The following is a 20,279-nucleotide window of genomic DNA, read 5'->3' as shown; positions in this document are numbered from 1 at the left end:
GAGCACGCTCAGGCGGTCGCGGTGCGAGCTCGCGCACCACCACCGCTCGGCCCTGGGGGAGCAGGAGGTCAGCCGGCGACCCGCTCGAAGTCCATCACCCAGTTGGTCTCCCAGCTCTGGCCTCCGTCGGCGCTGAACGCCTGCTCCCATCGGGGCGCCTCGGGCCCGGTGCTCCAGAGGAACCGAACCACGATCGGCCGCCCGTCCCACGTGTCGTCGCACCGGAAGGTGCCCACGCCGTCGACGAAGGAGCCGACGAGCGGCGGATCGAGGTGTCGCGGCGCGCGGGCGTCGAGCCACCAGATCGACCACACCTCGTCGGCGGCGTCGAAGGACCGCATCGTGAGCGCGGAGTAGGCGCCCTGTGGCAGGTCGATGCGGTTGTCGTCGACGTTGCCGTGGCCCTCGAGCATCGGCCAGCAGGTGGAGGTGCCGTCGAACTCCTCCCACTCCTCGCAGCCGACCAGCCGCTCACGCAGCCGCCGGTGCCGCACGCGCCATGCGCCGTGCAGGAAGTCGAAGTCGTGACTGTCGGTCATGCGGTCCTCCCCTTTGATGGTCCATCGGCAACCTAGCCACGGCCACCGACAGCGGAACCGACCGCGCGGCCGCCACGTCCCATCCCCCACGACGACGCGAAGGGGACACACGATGGGCACCGTCACGCTGAAGGTCCGCACCCTCCTGACCGGGGCAGCCGGCGCGCTGCTGCTCGCGCTGGCCCTCGCCACGGCGTACCTGCTGGGGGGTGCCGCACAGGGGACGGCATCGCCGGCGCAGGCCGCCTCGGAGCCGGCGACCACCGCCACGGACCGCACCATCCAGGTGGTCGGCAAGGGCTCGGCCACGGTGGTGCCGGACCGGCTGGCGTTCACCGTGACCGTGACCGCGAAGCGCGACACGCTCGACGACGCCCTCTCGGCGGCCAGCGCGAGCATGGACCGGGTGCTGGGCGTGCTCGGGAAGCAGGGGGTCGCCAAGAGCGACACCCAGACGACGGGGCTGTCGATGAACCCGGAGTACTACTACCCGAGCGGGGCGCCCCGCGTGCTCACCGGCTACCGCGTCACCCAGCGGCTGCGGGTGCAGGTGCCCGAGCTCGCGAAGGGCGGGGCGGCCGTGTCCGCCGTCGTCGGCTCCGGCGAGGGGGTCAAGGTCAGCAACCTGAGCCTGGTCGTGGGCGACCCGGAGCAGGGCATCGCCGAGGCGCGGGAGGCCGCCGTCGAGGAGGCCAAGGCCAAGGCGCAGCAGTACGCCGACGCGACCGGCGCCACGCTGGGTGAGGTCGTCTCGGTCCGCGAGGTGTCGGCGCCGGCCAGCCGTCCGCAGCCGGTGAGCCTGCGGGCGGCCGCCAAGGCCGCCTACGACGCCGTCCCGATCCGGGCCGGGGAGTCCGACCTGACGGTGCGGGTGCAGGTGGTCTGGGGCCTGCAGTGACCCCAGGGGCGGGCGGCCGCATTTGGGTCGGCGGCGCCGCCCCCGGATAGACTGCACCGCTGGCGTGTGCCGCGCACCGCCGACTCCACGACTCTCCTGAACGCAAAGGCTGACCCGCGCCCATGGCAACCACCAACGACCTCAAGAACGGCATGGTTCTCAACCTCGACGGCCAGCTCTGGCAGGTCGTCTGGTTCCAGCACCACAAGCCCGGCAAGGGCGGTGCCGTGGTGCGCACCAAGCTGAAGGCGATCGAGTCGGGCAAGACCGTCGACCGCACCTTCAACGCCGACGTCAAGGTCGAGGTCGCCAACGTCGACAAGCGGACGATGCAGTACCTCTACCACGACGGCACGTCCTACGTGTTCATGGACACCGGCACCTACGACCAGATCGAGGTGGCCGACGACATCGTCGGCGACGCCAAGAACTTCATGCTGGAGAACCAGGAGGCGATCGTCGCCACCAACGACGGCCGGGTGCTCTACATCGAGCTGCCCGCGTCGGTGGAGCTCGAGATCACCTACACCGAGCCCGGCCTGCAGGGCGACCGGTCCACCGGCGGCACCAAGCCCGCCACCCTCGAGACCGGCCACACCATCAACGTGCCGCTGTTCCTCACCACCGGCGAGCGGGTCAAGGTCGACACCCGCGACTCCTCCTACCTCGGCCGCGTCTCGAGCTGACGACTTCGTGGCCGCCCGTTCCAAGGCGCGCAAGCGCGCGCTCGACCACCTCTACGCCTGCGAGCTGCGTGGCGAGGACCCGGTCGTCGTGCTCGACACCCAGATCGAGGCGGGCGACCCCCCGAACAACCCCTACACCGCCGAGCTGGTCCGCGGCGTGAGCGAGCACCGCGCCCGCATCGACGAGCTGCTCGAGGGCTACTCCCAGGGCTGGTCGCTGGCGCGGATGCCCGCCGTCGACCGCAACGTGCTGCGCATCGGGGCGTTCGAGCTGCTCTACAGCTCGGAGATCCCCGACGAGGTCGCGGTGAGCGAGGCGATGGCGCTGGTCCGTGAGCTGTCCACCGACGAGTCGCCGGTCTTCGTCAACGGGGTGCTCGGCGCGATGCAGCGTGACAAGGACCAGCTGGTCGGCTAGCCCGCGAGCGGCTCAGTCCAGCAGCAGCCGCCGTCCCGCCAGCGTCTCGTACGCCGGCCGGCAGGCCGCGGCCACGGCCTCGTCGTGGGCGCTCAGCTCGACGTGGCGCGGCCGGTAGGGCGCGAACCCCGTGGAGGCCCACACCGCGTCGTACCAGTGCGGCGCCCAGACGCCGTCGCTGTCCCGGGGGCCGGCCGGCCAGTGCAGCATCGCGTCGGTGAACGGGATCTCCAGCCAGTCGCACAGCCACCGCAGGTGCGCCTCCGGTGACCGGAGGAAGTCCGCGGCGTCGATCACCGGGGCGTCGCCGCCGGTGCGGGTGAGCAGCTCGTCGTGCAGCGGCACCTGCTGCAGCAGCCCGAGGTCGTCGGGCTCGCAGGCCTCGCGCGAGCGGACGTAGGACGCGACCACCTCGCGCGGCTCACGGATCAGCAGCACGTTGCGGAACGCCCCCACCCACGCGTGGTCGACGCCGGCGTCCAGGTGGTGGGTCATCTGCTTGGAGTAGTGCACGGTCGTGCCGTCCGGCACCGGCGCCAACAGCTGGGCCACCACGACGTCCGGGTCGCTCGACTGCGAGGCGAGCACCTCGTCGCGCCCGGGATGGTCGAGGCCGGTGCGGTGGAGGTAGGCGGCGTAGAGCGGCTCGTCGACGACCACCGTGTCGGGTCGGTTCTCCCACGAGCGCATCATCGCCGTGGAGATGTTGCGCGGCCCCGACCACATCGCGACCCGGACCGTCATCGTCCGGACTCCCGCGCCCTGGCTGCGGCGTCGGCCCGTGCCAGGTCGGCGTAGAGCCCCTGCAGGCGCTCCACGACCGGCCCGCGACGTCCGGTGCCGATGGTCCGGCCGTCGACCGAGCGCACCGGCACCAGGCCGGCGAAGGTGCCGGTGACGAAGGCCTCCTGGGCGCTGTAGACGTCGGTCAGGCTGAACGTCGTCTCCCGCGCGGGGATGCCGTGGTCGCGACACAGCCGCAGCACGTTGCTGCGGGTGATCCCGCCCAGGCAGAACCGGCCGTCGGAGGTCCACACCTCGGGGTCGGTGGGCGTGCCCTTGACCACGAAGAAGTGGGTGCTGTTGCAGGTGGCCACGAAGCCGTGCGGGTCGAGCATCAGCGCCTCGTCGGCGCCGGCGGTGTAGGCCTGGATGCAGGCGGTGATGTCGTTGAGCTTGGAGTGGGCGTTGAGCTTGGGGTCGAGCGTGTCCGGGGTGGCCCGGCGCACGTGGGTGGTGAACAGCGTGATGCCCTCGGTCACCGTGGCCGGCAGCGGGTCCTTGTGCTCGGCGATGATCACCACGGTGGCCGGGCCGATCGTCACTCGCGGGTCCTGGTAGGGCGTGGCCTTCACGCCGCGGGTCACCATCAGCCGCACGTGGACGCCGTCGGCCGCCTCCATGCCGTTGGCGGCGAGCGTGGCGTCGAGGGCATCGGCGAGCTCGGCCCGGGTCAGGCCGATGTCGAGGAGGAGCGCCGCGGCGCCCTCGAAGAGCCGGTCGAGGTGCTGGTCGAGGAAGACCGGGCGGCCGGCGTAGACCCGTAGGCCCTCCCAGATGCCGTCGCCGAGCACGAACCCGGAGTCGAACACCGACACGACGGCTCGGTCGCGGGGGAGCAGCTCGCCGTTGACCCAGACCAGGATCGCGTCGTTGCGAGGGTCGGTCGCGAAGTCGTGGGTCCCATGCGCCATGGCGGCAGCCTAGTGTCGCGCCTTGACCGGTCTGCCAGGCTCGGTGGATGGCTGAGCAGAGGGATGTGGACGTCGTCGTCATCGGGCTGGGTCCAGGCGGGGAGTACGCCGCCAACAAGCTCGCCGCGGCCGGGCTGCGGGTGGTCGGGGTCGAGAAGCACCTCGTCGGAGGCGAGTGTCCGTTCTACGGCTGCATCCCGAGCAAGCTCTGGATCCGAGGCTCCGACCTGGTGGGTGAGGCACGCCGTGCCGATGCCCTGGCCGGCCCGACGACGGTCACTCCCGAGTGGCGACGGGTCGAGCACCGCATCCGTGACGAGGCGACCAACGACTGGTCCGACGACGGCCACGTCGCCGGGCTGGTCGAGGCCGGCGTCGAGGTGGTGCGCGGGCACGCCCGGCTCGAGGGACCGGGCCGCGTCGTGGTGGAAGGTCCCGGCGCCGGGGTCTACACCGCCGCGCGCGGAGTGGTCCTCAACACCGGCACCGACCCGGCGGAGCTGCCGATCGACGGCCTCGCGGAGACTCCCGCCTGGACCAACCGCGAGGTCTTCAAGATCCAGGAGCTGCCGGCGTCGGTGGCGGTCATCGGCGGAGGTCCGATCGGGTGTGAGCTGGCCCAGGCGCTGCGCCGCTTCGGCACGGAGGTCACCCTGCTCGAGGTGGCCGACCGGCTGATGACCGTGGAGGAGCCCGAGACCAGCGCCCTGATGGCCCGGGTCTTCCGGGGCGAGGGCATCGACGTCCGCACCGGAGTCACGATCGACCGGGTCGACCACGCCGACGACCGGTTCACGCTCACCGTCGACGGCGAGCAGCTGGAGGCCGATCGGCTGCTGGTGGCGGCGGGACGTCGGGCCAACCTGGCGGATGTGGGCCTGGAGACCGTCGGGCTGGACCCGTCGGCACGCACCATCGCCACGGACGAGCGGATGCGCGCCGCGGAGCGGCTGTGGGCGGTGGGCGACATCACCGGGCACGGCGCCTTCACCCACGTCTCGATGTACCAGGCCGCCGTCGCCGTCCGCGACCTGCTCGGCGAGGACGGCCCGTGGGCCGACTACCGCGCCGTCAGCCGGGTCACGTTCACCGACCCGGAGGTGGGCTCGGTCGGGATGACCGAGCAGCAGGCCCGCGAGGCCGGGCTCTCGGTCCGCACCGCCACCAGCGACCTGCCGCGGTCGAGTCGAGGCTGGCTCCACGGGGCCGGCAACGACGGCCTGATCAAGCTGGTCGCCGACGCCGACCGCGGCATCCTCGTGGGTGCCACCTCGGCGGGGCCGAGCGGCGGCGAGGTGCTCTCGATGCTCGCCACGGCCGTCCACGCGGAGGTTCCCCTCGACACCCTGCGCACCATGCACTTCGCCTACCCGACCTTCCACCGGGCCGTCGAGGTGGCGCTCAAGGCGCTCTGACCGGCCGGGTGGCTACCCTGGTGGGACCTGCAGGTGGTCCTCGTCCGGGAGAGCCCACCGTCTCGGGAGGTGCTGGACATGACCCAGCGCGAGCAGTCCCTCGGCGAGGTCACCGCCGAGGAGGGCGCGACCGTCCCCCGTCAGCTCTACCCGGAGGCGCTGGCCCCCGAGCTCGACGGGACCCCGCCGGTCGTCGGGGAGGGCACGCCGCTCGGACACACCGGTGAGCACCGCGCGCCCTCCGCACAGGAGTTCCTGGAACGACGCGCGGCCCCTTCCGACGACGGGCCAGCGACCTGGGGCTGGCGCGGCCGGCTCCGGCGTTGGAGCGGCGGCGTGGTCACGCCCGCGGCGGGGCCTGCCGAGCGCGCCGACCGGCGAGCCCGGGCGGACATCCAGCGCGACTTCGCCGGGCCGCGCACGGTGGCGTTCGTGAACCCCAAGGGCGGCGCCGCCAAGACCACCGCCGTGCTGGCCGCCGGCTACACCTTCGGCACCATCCGGGGCGGCGGCGTGGTCGCCTGGGACAACAACGAGACCCGGGGGACCCTCGGCATCCGCGGGCAGCGCGCCCGCCATCGCAACACCACCCGCGAGCTGCTCGGTGACCTGGACCGCTTCAGCGACGTCGCCGGCTCCCGGATCGGCGACCTCGGTGCCTTCGTGCGCGCCCAGGGCGACGCGCACTTCGACGTGCTGGCCTCCGACGAACGGCCCGACGTGACGGGCACGATCCGGGCCGACGACTTCCTCGCCGTACACCGGCTGCTGCAGCGCTTCTATCGCGTCGTGCTGGTCGACACCGGCAACAACATGCGGGCCGAGAACTGGCTGGCCGCCGCCGAGACCGCCGACCTGCTCGTGGTGACCTCGACGGTGCGCGAGGACACCGGCTACAGCGGGCTGTGGATGCTCGATGCGCTGCAGGACGCGGGCTACGCCGACCTGGAGCGCAAGACCCTGACGGTGCTCGCCGACCCGGCCCCGTCGGTGGACCGGCACTTGCTCCACGACCTGACCGCGGTCTACGCCGAGCGCACCCGCAGCGTCCATCGGGTGCCGTTCGACCCTGCTCTCGCGACCGGCTCGGTGGTGCCGTACGCCGGCCTCTCGGCGGCCACCCGCGCCGCCTGGCTGACCGCCTGCGCGGCCATGGCCACCGCGCTCTGACCGGGTGCTAGGGTCGCCCTCGATCGACATCCTTTAACGAGCCGTCCCGTGAGGCGGAGAAGGAGGTCCGGCGCCCATGACCGCGCCCGAACCCACGGTTCCCGAGACCGGCCCCCACCTCGATGAGGGGCCCAGCGGCCGCGTCGTCCTCGACGCCCGCGACATCGCCCGGGCGCTGACCCGGATCGCCCACGAGATCCTCGAGCGCAACAAGGGCGCCGACGACGTGGTGCTGCTCGGCATCCCGAGCCGCGGGGTGCCTCTCGCCCACCGGATCGCCGAGCGGATCGCCGCGGTGGAGGGCCACGAGGTGCCGGTCGGGTCGCTCGACGTGACGATGTACCGCGACGACCTGCGGCTCAAGCCGGCGCGCACCCTGCTGCCGACCGAGATCCCGGCCGAGGGAGTCGACGGCAAGGTCGTGGTCCTGGTCGACGACGTGCTGTTCTCGGGCCGCACCATCCGGGCCGCCCTCGACGCGCTGGGCGACCTCGGCCGGCCCGAGGCGGTCCGGCTGGCCGTGCTCGTCGACCGCGGCCACCGTGAGCTGCCGATCCGTGCCGACTTCGTGGGCAAGAACCTGCCGACCTCACTGGTGGAGCGGGTCCGGGTGGCGCTGGCCGACACCGATGGCGCCGACGCCGTGGTGATCGAGGAGACCGGAGGAGAGGGATGAAGCGACACCTGCTGAGCGCCGGCGACCTGACCCGCGACGAGGCCGAGCTGGTCCTCACCACCGCCGAGGAGATGCGCTCCCTGGCCGACCGGCCGATCAAGAAGCTCCCGGCGCTGCGCGGCCGGACCGTGGTCAACCTGTTCTTCGAGGACTCCACCCGCACCCGGATCTCCTTCGAGGCGGCCGCCAAGCGGCTCTCGGCCGACGTGATCAACTTCGCGGCCAAGGGCTCCTCGCTCTCCAAGGGCGAGTCGCTCAAGGACACCGCGCTGACGCTGGAGGCGATGGGCGCCGACGCGGTCGTCGTCCGGCACAGCGCGTCCGGGGCGCCGCACCGGCTCGCCTCGTCGGGCTGGATCCGCTCCTCGGTGGTCAACGCCGGTGACGGCACCCACGAGCACCCGACCCAGGCGCTGCTCGACGCCTTCACGATGTGGCGTCACCTCGGGTCGCTCGACGGCCGTCGGGTCGCGATCGTCGGTGACGTGCTGCACTCCCGGGTGGCCCGCTCCAACGCGCTGCTGCTGCACACCCTCGGCGCGCAGGTCACGCTGGTGTCCCCGCCGACGCTGCTGCCGGTCGGGGTCGAGACCTGGCCGGTCGAGACGTCGTACGACCTGGACGCGGTGATCCCGAAGGCCGACGTGGTGATGATGCTGCGGGTGCAGGCCGAGCGGATGCAGGCGGCGTTCTTCCCGACCGCGCGGGAGTACTCCCGGCGCTACGGACTCGACGGCCGCCGGATGGCCAGCCTCCAGGACCACACGATCGTGATGCACCCCGGGCCGATGGTCCGGGGCATGGAGATCACCGCCGACGTCGCCGACTCCGACCGGTCGGTGATCGTGGAGCAGGTCACCAACGGCGTCGCGGTCCGGATGGCCGTTCTCTACCTGCTGCTCGGCGGCTCCCAACCCGCGACCACCGACTCAGCCGCTTCCGAAGGAGACGACGCGTGACCCAGTACCTCATCCAGAACGCCCGGGTCCTCGGTGGCGAGCCCACCGACCTGCTGCTGCGCGACGGCGTGATCGAGGCCGTCGGCTCGGGGCTGACCGCCGGCTCCGCCGAGGTGTGGGACGCCGAGGGGCTGGTCGCGCTGCCCGGGCTGGTCGACCTGCACACCCACCTGCGCGAGCCCGGCCGCGAGGATGCCGAGACCGTCGAGTCCGGCACCCGGGCGGCCGCGCTGGGCGGCTTCACCGCCGTGCACGCGATGGCCAACACCGACCCCGTCGCCGACACCGCCGGTGTGGTCGAGCAGGTGTGGCGGCTGGGCCGCGAGGCGGGCCACTGCGACGTCTACCCGGTCGGCGCCGTCACGGTCGGGCTGGCGGGGGAGCGGCTGGCCGAGCTCGGCGCGATGGCCGACTCCGCGGCCCGCGTCCGGGTCTTCTCCGACGACGGCAAGTGCGTGAGTGACCCGCTGCTGATGCGGCGGGCGCTGGAGTACGTCAAGGCCTTCGACGGGGTGGTCGCCCAGCACGCACAGGAGCCGCGGCTGACCGAGGGCGCCCAGATGAACGAGGGCGAGCTCTCCGGCAAGCTCGGGCTGGCCGGCTGGCCGGCGGTGGCCGAGGAGGCGATCATCGCCCGCGACGTGCTGCTGGCCGCCCACGTGGGCTCGCGGCTGCACGTCTGCCACGTCTCGACGTCCGGATCGGTGGAGATCGTCCGCCAGGCCAAGGCCAACGGCTGGGACGTCACCGCCGAGGCGTGCCCCCACCACCTGCTGCTCACCGACGACCTGGCGGCGACCTACGACCCGATCTACAAGGTCAACCCGCCGCTGCGCTCGGCCCGCGACGCCGAGGCGCTGCGCGCCGGCCTGGCCGACGGGACCATCGACATCGTCGCCACCGACCATGCCCCGCACCCGCTGGAGGACAAGGACTGCGAGTGGGCCGCGGCGGCGTTCGGGATGCTCGGTCTGGAGACGGCGCTGTCGATCGTGCAGCAGACCATGGTCGAGCCCGGGCTGCTCGACTGGGCCGGCGTCGCCGAGCGGATGTCCTACGCCCCCGCGCGCATCGGCCGGGTCGCCGACCACGGCCAGCCGCTGGAGAAGGGCGCGCCCGCCAACGTGGTGCTCTACGACCCGACGGTGCGCCGGGTGGTCGAGGCGAGCGAGCTGGCCTCGCTGTCGCGCAACACGCCGTACGCCGGCATGGAGCTGCCCGGACGGGTGATGGCGACGTTCCTCCGCGGCCGGCCGACCGTCCTCGACGGCAAGCTGGTGTGACGACCCAGGACGCGAACCGTCCGGAATCACCGCTAGCGTCGGCGGCATGGCTGAGTTCCGTGACCAGGACCTCTCGGGGTCGACCTTCCAGCACGTCCGCCTCAAGGGCTCGACGATCGAGGACGCCGACCTGTCGGAGATGACGGTCCGCAACGCCTGGATGGCCGACGCCGACTTCCGCGGCGTGATGTTCCCCGACGTGCGGATGCGCGGCGTGGGGTTCCGCGACGCCGAGATCGACGGCGAGATCGAGGGCCGGTTCGTCGTCAACGGCGTCGACCTGGCGCCCCTGATCGAGGCCGAGCGCGCCCGGCAGGACCCCGACTACGCGCTGCTCCACCCCACCGACCCCGACGGCTTCCGGGCGGCCTGGGCGATGCTGGAGCGGCGCTGGGCGGCGCTCGTCGAGCGGGCCCGCGCGCTGCCGCCCGAGCGGCTGCACGAGTCGGTGGGCGGCGAGTGGTCGTTCATCCAGACGCTGCGTCACCTGGCGTTCGCCACCGAGTGCTGGCTGCTGCGGGCGATCCAGGGAGACCCGCGGCCCTGGCAGCCACTGTCACTGCCCTGGGACGAGGCGCCGCCGACCGAGGGGGTGCCGCACGACCGGGAGGCTCGGCCCGACCTCGACACCGCGCTGGCGCTGCGGCTGGACCGCGCCGCGAAGGTGCGTGCCTACCTCGAGACGCTGACCGACGACGAGCTGGGGGCGATGACGACGCCGGTCACCGAGCCGGGCTGGCCGGAGCCCGAGTCGTTCCCGGTGCGGGAGTGCCTGCTGACGATCCTGCGCGAGGAGTGGGAGCATCGGCGCTACGCCGAGCGCGACCTTGCCGGGCTCTGAGCGTCAGCGGTTGGCCATGATGCCGGCGAGCAGATCGCCGTAGGCCCGAGTGTCGAGCAGCGGCTGCTCGAAGCGCACCGAGTCGGCCACCTGCTGCTGGTGGTCGCGGATGACCCGGAGGTCGGAGAGAAGGTCGGAGATCCGACGAGAGCGCGACATTTCACACCTACTTCGAACGTGGGGAACGGGACGCCGCCGCGGGAGCGCCACCGTGATCAACACCGAAATCGTAGGTCCCAGCAGGCCTCCGCGCGCATTCGACGACGGCTCTGGCGGCCCTGGCGACGGGTGTCCTTGCTCACAGGCGCCCCGAGGCGGCCAGGGCCCCGAAAATGGGTGGTCGCGAGGGCCTGGACCACCTAGGGTCGCGGCATGCGGATCTCGCGCTGACCACGGCTCGCAGCGGCACCCTCCGGGGGGAGGGACGCACCCGATGAGCCGGCCCTCCGTCAGCCGAGGTCCGCATTGTCTTCCTCTCCTGTCAGCTCCTTCCGATCGCCTGACTGGCTGCTGCGCCGGCGGGCCGCGCCCGCTGCTGCTTCCGCGACGTCGGCGTCTCCTTCGCCGACCGCGAGGTCATCGCGGGGTCGACCTCGCCGTCCCTCCTGGGCGCCGCTTCGCCCTGATCGGCGAGAACGGGGTCGGCAAGTCCACCCTGCTGCGCGCGGTGGCCGGCACGCTGCCATCGCGGGCCAGGGTCACCGGCGAGATCGACCGTCCCGGCGACCTGGTGCTCCTTGGTCAGGAGCCGCCCTTCGACGACCGGCGCACCGTCGCGGAGGTGCTGGCCGCGACCCTGCGCCCGCTGCGCGACGCGGTGGCTGCGGTGGAGGCGTCGGCGACCTCCTGCCCGACCCGGCCGCGGAGTCGTCGTACGCCGCCGCGCTGGAGTACGCCGTGGCCCACGACGCCTGGACGCCGACCGGCGGGCCGAGGTCGCCGCGGCCCGGCTCGGGCTCGCGGGCTGACCCGACGCGTCGGGTCGGCTCGCTCTCCGGCGGACAGCGGACCCGGCTGGCCCTGGCCACCATCATGACCACCCGGCCGGCCTGCCTGCTGCTCGACGAGCTGACCAACCACCTCGACGACGAGGCGATCGAGGTGCTGACGGAGTTCCTGCGGACGCTCCCGGGCGTGGTGCTGCTGGCCAGCCACGACCGGGTGCTGCTCGACGACGTGGCGACCGACCTGGTCGACCTGGACCCCAGCGCCTTCGGCACCGACGGGTCGGGGGACGGCAGTTCGGGGGCGGCTGGACGGCCTACGCCGCTCACCGGGCAGCGGCCCGGCGCCGGTGGGAGGAGACCTTCGCCGCGCAGCGGAGCAGCTCGCCGCGCTCCGGGCCGCGACCCGCATCGACGCCTCGGCCATCGCGCCCAACCGCCCGCCGCGCGACAACGACCGGTTCATCTACGGCTTCAAGGGCGCCAAGGTCCAGCGCACCCTGGCCCGGCGAAAGCGTGACGCGGCGCGCCGCCTGGACCGGGCGGAGCGCGAGCAGGTGGCCAAGCCGCCCGCGCCGCTGGTCTTCCGGCCACCCGACCTCGGGCCAGCGACCGGGCGGCTGGTGCAGGTGCGTGGTCTGGAGGTCGCCGGACGGGCCCGCCCTGGCCGCCTCGACGTCGGCGCGGGGAGCACCTGCGGTGTCGGGTGCCAACGGGTCGGGCAAGTCGACGCTGCTGGGCGTGCTGGCCGGCAGGTCGACCCGACCGCCGGTCGCTGCGACGTCGCCGCTCGGTCGGTGACCGAGCTGCCCCAGGACGTGGTGTTCCCCGACCCGGCGCGTCCGCGGAGCAGGTCTACCGCGACACGCTCGGCGTCGAGCGCCGAGGCGCAGCCGCTGCGGCACCTCGGGCTCGTGCACCCGCGCGACCTGTCGCCCCGTGCGGTCGGCCGGCTCTCCGTCGGGCAGCGCCGCCGGCTGGCCTGGCCCTGGCGCTCGCGCTGCGGCCCGAGCTGCTGCTGCTCGACGAGCCGACCAACCACCTGTCGCTGGCGCTGGCCGACGAGCTGGAGGAGGCGCTGCAGGCGAGCCCCGGCACGCTCGTGGTGGCGAGCCACGATCGCTGGCTGAGACGTCGCTGGGCCGGTCCCGAGATCGGGTTGGTGCGCTGGTAGGGTCGGCCCTGCTCGAACGTCCTTTAACGATCCGTCCCGTGAGGCGGAGAAGGAGGTCCGGCGTGCCGCTGCGCGCACCCACCGCCCCGATGTCCGCCAGTCCCGCGTTGCTCGTCCTCGAGGACGGCCGCACCTTCCGCGGGGAGTCCTACGGCGCCGAGGGCGAGACCTTCGGCGAGGCCGTCTTCGCGACCGGGATGACCGGCTACCAGGAGACGCTGACCGACCCGTCCTACCACCGCCAGGTGGTGGTGATGACGGCCCCTCACGTCGGCAACACCGGCATGAACGACGAGGACCCCGAGTCCTCGCGGATCTGGGTGGCCGGCTACGTCGTCCGCGATCCTGCCCGGATCCCGTCCAGCTGGCGGTCCCGTCGGTCCCTCGACGACGCGCTGCGCGACCAGGGCGTGGTCGGCATCTCCGGCATCGACACCCGGGCGCTGACCCGGCACCTGCGGGAGCGCGGCGCGATGCGGGTGGGCATCTCGTCGACCGAGAGCGACCCGGAGGCGCTGCTGGCCCGGGTCCGCGGTGCCGCCGAGATGAGCGGCGCCAACCTCTCGGCCGAGGTGTCGACGAAGGAGACCTACGTCGTCCCGGCCGACGGCGAGAAGCGCTTCACGGTGGCCGCGCTCGACCTCGGCCTCAAGGCCAACACCCCGCGGATGATGGCCGAGCGGGGCATCGAGACCCACGTGCTGCCGGCCACCGCCACCCTCGACGACGTCGTGGCGGTCCAGCCCGACGGGCTGTTCTTCTCCAACGGCCCCGGCGACCCGGCGGCCACCACCGGGCAGATCGAGCTGCTGCAGGGCGCGCTGGAGCGCGGGATCCCCTACTTCGGCATCTGCTTCGGCAACCAGCTGTTCGGCCGGGCCCTCGGCTTCGGCACCTACAAGCTGAAGTACGGCCACCGCGGCATCAACCAGCCGGTGATGGACCGCACCACCCGCAAGGTCGAGGTCACCGCCCACAACCACGGCTTCGCGGTCGACGCGCCGCTGGACGAGGCGACGCAGACGCCCTTCGGCACCGTGACGGTCTCCCACGTCTGCCTCAACGACGATGTGGTGGAGGGGCTGGAGCTCCGCGACGACGCGGGGGCGCTCAAGGCGTTCTCGGTGCAGTACCACCCGGAGGCCGCGGGCGGCCCGCACGACGCGGCGTACCTCTTCGATCGGTTCTGCGAGCTGATGGGAGGGGAGGCCTGATGCCGAAGCGCACCGACATCCAGAGCGTCCTGGTCATCGGGTCCGGCCCGATCGTGATCGGCCAGGCCTGCGAGTTCGACTACTCCGGCACCCAGGCGTGCCGGGTGCTGCGCGCCGAGGGGCTGCGGGTGGTCCTGGTCAACTCCAACCCGGCCACGATCATGACCGACCCGGAGTTCGCCGACGCGACCTACGTCGAGCCGATCACCCCGGAGTTCGTCGAGAAGGTCATCGACAAGGAGCGCCCCGACGCCCTGCTCGCGACGCTCGGCGGCCAGACCGCGCTGAACACCGCGATGGCGCTGGCCGAGCGCGGCGTCCTGGAGAAGTACGGCGTCGAGCTGATCGGCGCCTCGATCGAGGCCATCGAGCGGGGCGAGAACCGCGAGTCGTTCAAGCGGATCGTCGAGGAGCTCGGCGGCGAGGTGGCCCGCAGCGTCATCTGCAACGCGGCCGACCAGCCGGCCGGGACCCCCAAGCAGGAGCTGGAGCGGATCGCCCTGGAGCGGGCGATGGCCGGCGCGGAGGAGCTCGGCTACCCCGTGGTGATCCGGCCGAGCTTCACCATGGGCGGGTCCGGCTCGGGCATGGCCTTCGACGAGGACGACCTGCGCCGGATCGCCGGCTCCGGCCTGGCGGCCAGCCCCACCACCGAGGTGCTCCTGGAGGAGTCGATCCTCGGCTGGAAGGAGTACGAGCTGGAGGTGATGCGCGACCGGGCCGACAACGTCGTGATCGTCTGCTCCATCGAGAACCTCGACCCGATGGGCGTGCACACCGGCGACTCGATCACGGTCGCGCCGGCGATGACGCTCACCGACCGCGAGTACCAACACCTGCGCGACCTCTCGATCGGCATCATCCGGGCGGTCGGGGTCGACACCGGCGGCTGCAACATCCAGTTCGCCGTGAACCCGGCCGACGGTCGCGTCGTCGTCATCGAGATGAACCCGCGGGTCTCCCGGTCCTCGGCGCTGGCCTCGAAGGCCACCGGCTTCCCGATCGCGAAGATCGCGGCCAAGGTGGCCATCGGCTACACCCTCGACGAGATCCCCAACGACATCACCAGCGGCTCCGGGTTCGGGACCCCGGCCAGCTTCGAGCCCACCCTCGACTACGTCGTGGTCAAGGTGCCGCGGTTCGCGTTCGAGAAGTTCCCCGGCGCCGACCCGACGCTGACCACACACATGAAGTCGGTCGGCGAGGCGATGGCCATCGGCCGCAACTTCACCGAGGCGCTGCAGAAGGCGCTGCGCTCGCTGGAGAACAAGGACGCGCCCTTCGACTGGAGCCACCAGCACGTCGAGCTCGACAAGGCGACCCTGCTCGAGGAGATCAGGACGCCCTTCGACGGGCGGCTCCGCGTGGTGATGGACGCGATCCGCGCCGAGGCCACCCCGCAGGAGATCCACGAGGCCACCGGCATCGACCCGTGGTTCGTCGACCAGCTGTGCCTGATCAACGACGTCGCGCTCGCGGTGCTGCACGCACCCGAGCTGACGCCCGAGCTGCTGCGGCTGGCCAAGCGGCACGGCTTCTCCGACGCCCAGCTGGGCCGGCTGCGCAACCTGTCGGAGGACGTCGTCCGTGGCGTGCGCCACGCGCTCGGCATCCGCCCGGTCTACAAGACCGTCGACACCTGCGCGGCCGAGTTCGCCGCTCGCACGCCCTACCACTACAGCTCCTACGACGAGGAGACCGAGGTGACGCCCCGGGAGCGGGAGGCGGTGGTCATCCTGGGGTCGGGCCCCAACCGGATCGGGCAGGGCATCGAGTTCGACTACTCCTGCGTGCACGCGTCGCTGGCGCTGGCGGCGTCGAAGGGCGGCGCGGGCTACGAGACGATCATGGTCAACTGCAACCCCGAGACCGTCTCGACCGACTACGACACCTCCGACCGCCTCTACTTCGAGCCGCTCACGCTCGAGGACGTGCTCGAGATCGTGCACGCGGAGGCCCAGGCCGGTCCGATCGCCGGGGTCATCTGCCAGCTCGGTGGTCAGACGCCGCTGGGCCTTGCGCAGGGACTGGCCGACGCCGGGGTGCCGATCGTCGGCACCTCGCCGGCCGCCATCCACCTCGCCGAGGAGCGTGGCGCCTTCGGCCGGGTCCTCCACGAGGCCGGGCTGCCCGCACCCAAGCACGGACTCGCGTCGTCCTACGCCGAGGCACGCGAGATCGCCGCCGAGATCGGCTACCCGGTGCTGGTGCGGCCGTCGTACGTCCTGGGTGGGCGAGGCATGGAGATCGTCTACGACGACGCCGCGCTGCAGGGCTACATCGAGCGGGCCACCGCGATCAGCCCCGAGCACCCGGTGCTGGTCGACCGGTTCATCGACGACGCGGTCGAGATCGACGTCGACGCCCTCTACGACGGCGAGGAGCTCTATCTCGGCGGTGTGATGGAGCACATCGAGGAGGCCGGCATCCACTCCGGCGACTCCGCCTGCGCGCTGCCGCCGATCACCCTCGGCGCCGCCGAGATCGCCCGGATCCGCGAGGCCACCGAGGCGATCGCCCGCGGCGTCGGCGTCCGCGGCCTGCTCAACATCCAGTTCGCGCTCGGCTCCGACGTGCTCTATGTGCTGGAGGCCAACCCGCGCGCCTCGCGCACGGTGCCGTTCGTCTCCAAGGCGACCGCGGTGCCGCTGGCCAAGGCCGCCGCCCGGGTGATGCTGGGCGAGTCGATCGCCTCGCTGCGCGCGGCCGGGGTGCTGCCCGCCGACGGCGACGGAGGCGACCTCCCCGGTGACGCGCCGATCGCGGTCAAGGAGGCCGTGATGCCGTTCAACCGGTTCCGCACCCCCGACGGCAAGACCGTCGACACGGTGCTCGGCCCGGAGATGCGCTCCACCGGCGAGGTGATGGGCTTCGACGCGATGTTCGGCACGGCCTTCGCCAAGTCGCAGGCAGCCGCCTACGGCTCGCTGCCGACCACCGGCCGGGTGTTCGTGTCGATGGCCAACCGGGACAAGCGCACGATGATCTTCCCGATCAAGCGGCTGGCCGACCTGGGCTTCGAGGTGCTCGCCACCCAGGGCACCGCCGAGGTGCTGCGCCGCAACGGCATCCCCGCCACCGTGGTGCGCAAGCACTTCGAGGGGCTCGGACCCCACGGTGAGCCGACGACGATCGAGCTGATCGGCCAGGGCCAGGTCGACCTGATCATCAACACGCCGGCCGGGTCCGCGTCGGGCGGGTCGCCCCGCATCGACGGCTACGAGATCCGCACCGCCGCGATCCAGAACAACGTCCCGTGCATCACCACGGTGCAGGGGCTCGGCGCGGCCGTGCAGGGGATCGAGGCGCTGATCGCCGGCGACATCGGGGTGCGCTCCCTGCAGGACTGGGCCCGGCACGTCCGGCCACAGCAGGGGTGAGCGGGTGACGGCGTACGACGCGCTGTTCGCGCGCGTGCTGACCCGGGTGGACGCGGAGCGGGCGCACCACCTGGGCTTCCGGGCGATCCGAACGGGCTCCCGGCTGCTGCCCGCCCCCCGGGCCGAGCGGGTCCGGGCGATGGGCCTGGGCTTCCCGAACCGGCTCGGGCTGGCCGCCGGCTTCGACAAGAACGCCGTCGGCGTCGACGCGCTCGCCCGGCTCGGCTTCGGCCACGTCGAGATCGGCACGGTCACCGGCGAGCCGCAACCCGGCAACCCGACGCCACGGCTGTTCCGGCTGCCCGCCGACCGCGCGGTGGTCAACCGGATGGGCTTCAACAACGACGGCGCCGAGGCGGTGGCCGCTCGGCTGGCTACCCGCGCCCGGGGTTCCCGCGCCGACGTCGTCCTCGGGGTCAACATCGGCAAGACCAAGGTGGTGCCCGAGGACGACCAGGCGGCCGTGCAGGCGGACTACGAGAAGAGCGCGGGCCTGCTGGCGCCGCACGCCGACTATCTCGTCGTCAACGTCTCCTCGCCCAACACCCCCGGCCTGCGGTCGTTGCAGTCGGTGGAGCGGCTCGGTCCGCTGCTCGCGGCCGTGCGGGCGCGTGCCGACCGGGTCACCGGCGACCGCCGGGTGCCGTTGCTGGTCAAGATCGCCCCCGACCTCGCCGACGACGACGTGCTCGCGGTGGCCGACCTGGCGCTGGCCCTCGGTCTCGACGGGATCATCGCCACCAACACCACGATCAGTCGCGCAGGGCTGGTGACGCCCGCGGCCGAGGTGGAGGCGCTCGGCGCCGGTGGCCTGTCCGGCGCGCCGCTGCGCGAGCGTGCCCTCGACGTGCTCCGCCTGCTGCGCGGCCGGGTCGGCCCGGAGCTGACCCTGGTCGGCGTGGGTGGGATCTCCACGGCCGACGACGCCCGTGAGCGGGTCGAGGCCGGCGCGACGCTGGTGCAGGGCTACACCGGCTTCATCTACGGCGGGCCGCTGTGGCCGCGCCGGATCCTGGAAGGACTGTGATGGCGACCTCGTTCGGAGCCCGGCTCCACGCCGCGACGCAGGCACGTGGGCCGCTGTGTGCGGGCATCGACCCGCACGCCTCGCTGCTGCTCGAGTGGGGGCTCGACGACTCGGTCGCCGGCCTCGAGAGGTTCGCGCTCACCGCGGTGGAGGGGCTGGCGCCCGCCGTCTCCGTGGTGAAGCCGCAGAGCGCGTTCTACGAGCGCTTCGGCTCGCGGGGCGTGGCCGTCCTGGAGCGGGTGATCGCCGAGTCGCGCGCGGCCGGCGCGCTGGTGCTGCTCGACGTCAAGCGCGGCGACATCGGCTCGACCAGCCAGGCCTACGCCGACGCCTACCTCGACCCGGCCTCGCCGCTGGCGGCCGATGCGATCACCGTCAGCCCCTACCTCGGGTTCGGGTCGCTGGACCCGTTCGTGGAGACCGCGCGGCGCTTCGACGCCGGCCTCTTCGTGCTCGCCCTGACCTCCAACAAGGAGGGTCCCGAGGTGCAGCACGCGGTGCCGGCCGAGGGCGGGACCGTCGCCGGGCTGATGCTGTCGCACCTCGCCGCGCTCAACGCGGGGGAGTCGCCGTTGGGCTCCTTCGGAGCGGTGGTCGGGGCCACCATCGGCCGGGTCGAGGAGAGCTTCGCGATCAACGGCCCCCTGCTCGCCCCGGGGTACGGCGCCCAGGGGGGCACCGTGGCCGACCTCCGCCGCATCTTCGGGTCGGCCTACCCGCACGTGCTGCCCTCCTCGTCCCGCGAGCTGCTGCGCGCCGGGCCCGAGGTGGCCGCCCTGCGTGCCGCCGCCGAGAGGGTCAACGACGAGCTGCGTGGTTGACGTCAGCGGCGGAAGAACCGGAGCGCGGCGAGCAGCACGACGGCCACCGCGAGCAGCAGCAGGATCTCGGGCCAGCCGATGTTGAGCATGCCGACCAGACTACGGTGCGGAGGCCCCGCGGAGCGGGAGCCCGATTGCCCCCTGCAAAGTGTCCGGACTAGATTGGCCCGAACCAGCCGCTCCGGCCAGCCCCGATCCCAGGAGACACTCCGTGGCCCTGCCCCAGCTCACTCCCGAGCAGCGCCTGGCGGCGCTGGAGAAGGCCGCCGCGTCCCGGCGCGAGCGCGCGGAGGTCAAGAACCGGCTGAAGAACGCCGGCGCGTCGATCTCCGAGGTGATCCGCGAGGGTCAGGTCAACGAGGTGATCGGCAAGATGCGGGTCTTCGACCTGCTCCAGTCGATGCCCGGGCTGGGCAAGGTGCGCGCCAAGCAGATGATGGAGCGGCTCGGCATCGCCGAGAGCCGGAGGGTCCGCGGGCTGGGTGCCAAGCAGGTCGCCGCGCTGGAGCGCGAGTTCGCCGGGCGTGGCTGAGGGCGGCCGCCCGAGCCGCCTGGTCGTGCTGGCGGGTCCGACCGCGGTCGGCAAGGGGACGGTGACGGCGGCGGTCCGCGAGCGCCACCCCGAGGTGTGGATCTCGGTGTCCGCGACCACCCGGGCCCCACGGCCCGGCGAGCGGCACGGCGTGCACTACTGGTTCGTCTCCGACGAGGAGTTCGACGCGATGGTCGCCGCCGACCAGCTGCTCGAGTGGGCGGTCGTGCACGGCCGGGCGAAGTACGGCACCCCCCGAGGTCCCGTGGAGGAGGCGCTGGCAGCCGGTCGCCCCGCACTGCTCGAGATCGACCTGCAGGGCGCGCGGCAGGTCCGGGAGACGATGCCGGAGGCGTTGTTCGTGTTCCTCAAGCCGCCCTCCTGGGAGGAGCTGGTACGCCGGCTGGTCGGCCGCGGCACCGAGAGCGAGGAGGAGCGGGAGCGTCGTCTGGAGACGGCGGTGGCCGAGCTCGAGGCGGAGGTGGAGTTCGACGTGACGATCGTCAACCGCGAAGTTCACGCTGCCGCGGAGGAGTTGGTAACCTTGATGACTGCGGCGCCGGCCGAACGGCCCGGCGCGCCCACCATCGACGACTTGTGAGGCTTCT

Annotated in this window: 20 protein-coding genes and 1 pseudogene; 17 read left to right on the top strand and 4 right to left on the bottom strand. The window is 72.7% G+C overall.

What is annotated here, in order from left to right; translation table 11 throughout:
• Positions 1 to 68 precede the first annotated feature (68 nt).
• The gene (locus tag R2740_RS16420; RefSeq protein ID WP_371303770.1) at positions 69 to 539 is read right to left on the bottom strand and encodes a hypothetical protein; all 471 of its coding nucleotides are present in this window, start codon (positions 537 to 539) and stop codon (positions 69 to 71) included.
• Between the two features lie 112 nt (positions 540 to 651).
• Here R2740_RS16420 and R2740_RS16415 point away from each other — a divergent pair, with 112 nt between their 5' ends.
• From R2740_RS16415 to nusB, 3 genes are all read left to right on the top strand, one after another.
• On the top strand, positions 652 to 1,437 hold the full coding sequence (locus tag R2740_RS16415) for an SIMPL domain-containing protein (RefSeq protein ID WP_371303769.1): 786 nt from the start codon (positions 652 to 654) through the stop codon (positions 1,435 to 1,437).
• Between the two features lie 122 nt (positions 1,438 to 1,559).
• Complete coding sequence (gene efp, locus R2740_RS16410) at positions 1,560 to 2,123, top strand: elongation factor P (RefSeq protein ID WP_371303768.1); 564 nt, start codon at positions 1,560 to 1,562, stop codon at positions 2,121 to 2,123.
• Between the two features lie 7 nt (positions 2,124 to 2,130).
• Complete coding sequence (gene nusB, locus R2740_RS16405; protein ID WP_371303767.1) at positions 2,131 to 2,541, top strand: transcription antitermination factor NusB; 411 nt, start codon at positions 2,131 to 2,133, stop codon at positions 2,539 to 2,541.
• Positions 2,542 to 2,553: 12 nt separating this feature from the next.
• Here nusB and R2740_RS16400 read toward each other — a convergent pair whose 3' ends face one another.
• Positions 2,554 to 3,285 carry an HAD family hydrolase gene (locus tag R2740_RS16400; RefSeq protein ID WP_371303766.1) on the bottom strand — a complete coding sequence of 244 codons (732 nt, stop codon included), beginning with the start codon at positions 3,283 to 3,285 and terminating at the stop codon, positions 2,554 to 2,556.
• Complete coding sequence (locus R2740_RS16395) at positions 3,282 to 4,235, bottom strand: aminotransferase class IV (protein WP_371303765.1); 954 nt, start codon at positions 4,233 to 4,235, stop codon at positions 3,282 to 3,284. The genes R2740_RS16400 and R2740_RS16395 overlap by 4 nt, the downstream gene beginning before the upstream one ends.
• A gap of 47 nt (positions 4,236 to 4,282) precedes the next feature.
• On the opposite strand from R2740_RS16395, the gene R2740_RS16390 reads away from it, so the two are divergent.
• From R2740_RS16390 to R2740_RS16365, 6 genes are all read left to right on the top strand, one after another.
• Positions 4,283 to 5,650, top strand: coding sequence for an NAD(P)/FAD-dependent oxidoreductase (locus R2740_RS16390; RefSeq protein WP_371303764.1), 1,368 nt, complete (start codon positions 4,283 to 4,285; stop codon positions 5,648 to 5,650).
• Between the two features lie 78 nt (positions 5,651 to 5,728).
• Entirely contained in the window at positions 5,729 to 6,820 is a 1,092-nt protein-coding gene (locus R2740_RS16385) for a MinD/ParA family protein (protein ID WP_371303763.1), read from the top strand.
• Positions 6,821 to 6,896: 76 nt separating this feature from the next.
• Positions 6,897 to 7,496 (top strand): bifunctional pyr operon transcriptional regulator/uracil phosphoribosyltransferase PyrR, encoded by a 600-nt coding sequence (gene pyrR, locus R2740_RS16380; RefSeq protein ID WP_371303762.1) that lies wholly within the window; start codon positions 6,897 to 6,899, stop codon positions 7,494 to 7,496.
• Positions 7,493 to 8,455 carry an aspartate carbamoyltransferase catalytic subunit gene (locus R2740_RS16375; RefSeq protein ID WP_371303761.1) on the top strand — a complete coding sequence of 321 codons (963 nt, stop codon included), beginning with the start codon at positions 7,493 to 7,495 and terminating at the stop codon, positions 8,453 to 8,455. The genes pyrR and R2740_RS16375 overlap by 4 nt, the downstream gene beginning before the upstream one ends.
• Positions 8,452 to 9,738, top strand: coding sequence for a dihydroorotase (locus R2740_RS16370; protein WP_371303760.1), 1,287 nt, complete (start codon positions 8,452 to 8,454; stop codon positions 9,736 to 9,738). Before R2740_RS16375 ends, R2740_RS16370 begins: the two co-directional genes overlap by 4 nt.
• A gap of 46 nt (positions 9,739 to 9,784) precedes the next feature.
• Positions 9,785 to 10,579 (top strand): DinB family protein, encoded by a 795-nt coding sequence (locus R2740_RS16365; protein WP_371303759.1) that lies wholly within the window; start codon positions 9,785 to 9,787, stop codon positions 10,577 to 10,579.
• Positions 10,580 to 10,582: 3 nt separating this feature from the next.
• Here the strand turns inward: R2740_RS16365 and R2740_RS16360 are convergent, their stop codons facing one another.
• Positions 10,583 to 10,738: a hypothetical protein gene (locus tag R2740_RS16360; RefSeq protein WP_371303758.1), complete on the bottom strand. Its 156-nt coding sequence runs from the start codon at positions 10,736 to 10,738 to the stop codon at positions 10,583 to 10,585.
• Between R2740_RS16360 and R2740_RS16355 the strand changes: the two are divergent.
• From R2740_RS16355 to gmk, 8 genes and pseudogenes are all read left to right on the top strand, one after another.
• Positions 10,689 to 11,270 (top strand): annotated as a pseudogene (locus tag R2740_RS16355) (ATP-binding cassette domain-containing protein); the annotation flags it as partial. The gene R2740_RS16360 and the pseudogene R2740_RS16355 sit on opposite strands and share 50 nt — an antisense overlap.
• 206 nt (positions 11,271 to 11,476) lie before the next feature.
• A complete protein-coding gene (locus R2740_RS16350) occupies positions 11,477 to 12,043 on the top strand; it encodes an ATP-binding cassette domain-containing protein (RefSeq protein WP_371303757.1) in 567 nt (188 codons plus the stop codon).
• A 743-nt stretch (positions 12,044 to 12,786) separates the two neighbouring features.
• Positions 12,787 to 13,911 (top strand): glutamine-hydrolyzing carbamoyl-phosphate synthase small subunit, encoded by a 1,125-nt coding sequence (carA, locus tag R2740_RS16345; protein ID WP_371303773.1) that lies wholly within the window; start codon positions 12,787 to 12,789, stop codon positions 13,909 to 13,911.
• Positions 13,911 to 17,291 (top strand): carbamoyl-phosphate synthase large subunit, encoded by a 3,381-nt coding sequence (gene carB, locus R2740_RS16340; RefSeq protein WP_371303756.1) that lies wholly within the window; start codon positions 13,911 to 13,913, stop codon positions 17,289 to 17,291. Before carA ends, carB begins: the two co-directional genes overlap by 1 nt.
• Before the next feature lie 4 nt (positions 17,292 to 17,295).
• Positions 17,296 to 18,318: a quinone-dependent dihydroorotate dehydrogenase gene (locus R2740_RS16335; RefSeq protein ID WP_371303755.1), complete on the top strand. Its 1,023-nt coding sequence runs from the start codon at positions 17,296 to 17,298 to the stop codon at positions 18,316 to 18,318.
• Positions 18,318 to 19,139, top strand: coding sequence for an orotidine-5'-phosphate decarboxylase (gene pyrF / locus R2740_RS16330; protein ID WP_371303754.1), 822 nt, complete (start codon positions 18,318 to 18,320; stop codon positions 19,137 to 19,139). Before R2740_RS16335 ends, pyrF begins: the two co-directional genes overlap by 1 nt.
• 211 nt (positions 19,140 to 19,350) lie before the next feature.
• Positions 19,351 to 19,671, top strand: coding sequence for an integration host factor, actinobacterial type (gene mihF, locus R2740_RS16325; RefSeq protein ID WP_371303753.1), 321 nt, complete (start codon positions 19,351 to 19,353; stop codon positions 19,669 to 19,671).
• Positions 19,664 to 20,272, top strand: a complete 609-nt coding sequence (gene gmk / locus R2740_RS16320; RefSeq protein WP_371303752.1) for a guanylate kinase — start codon at positions 19,664 to 19,666, stop codon at positions 20,270 to 20,272. Before mihF ends, gmk begins: the two co-directional genes overlap by 8 nt.
• The last annotated feature ends 7 nt before the right edge of the window (positions 20,273 to 20,279 follow it).

This window comes from Nocardioides sp. (assembly GCF_041393715.1).
In the GTDB taxonomy this organism is placed as follows: Bacteria; Actinomycetota; Actinomycetes; order Propionibacteriales; family Nocardioidaceae; genus Nocardioides.
The sequence above is the reverse complement of the archived record's forward strand: the minus strand, read 5'-3'. Positions and strand labels throughout refer to the sequence as shown.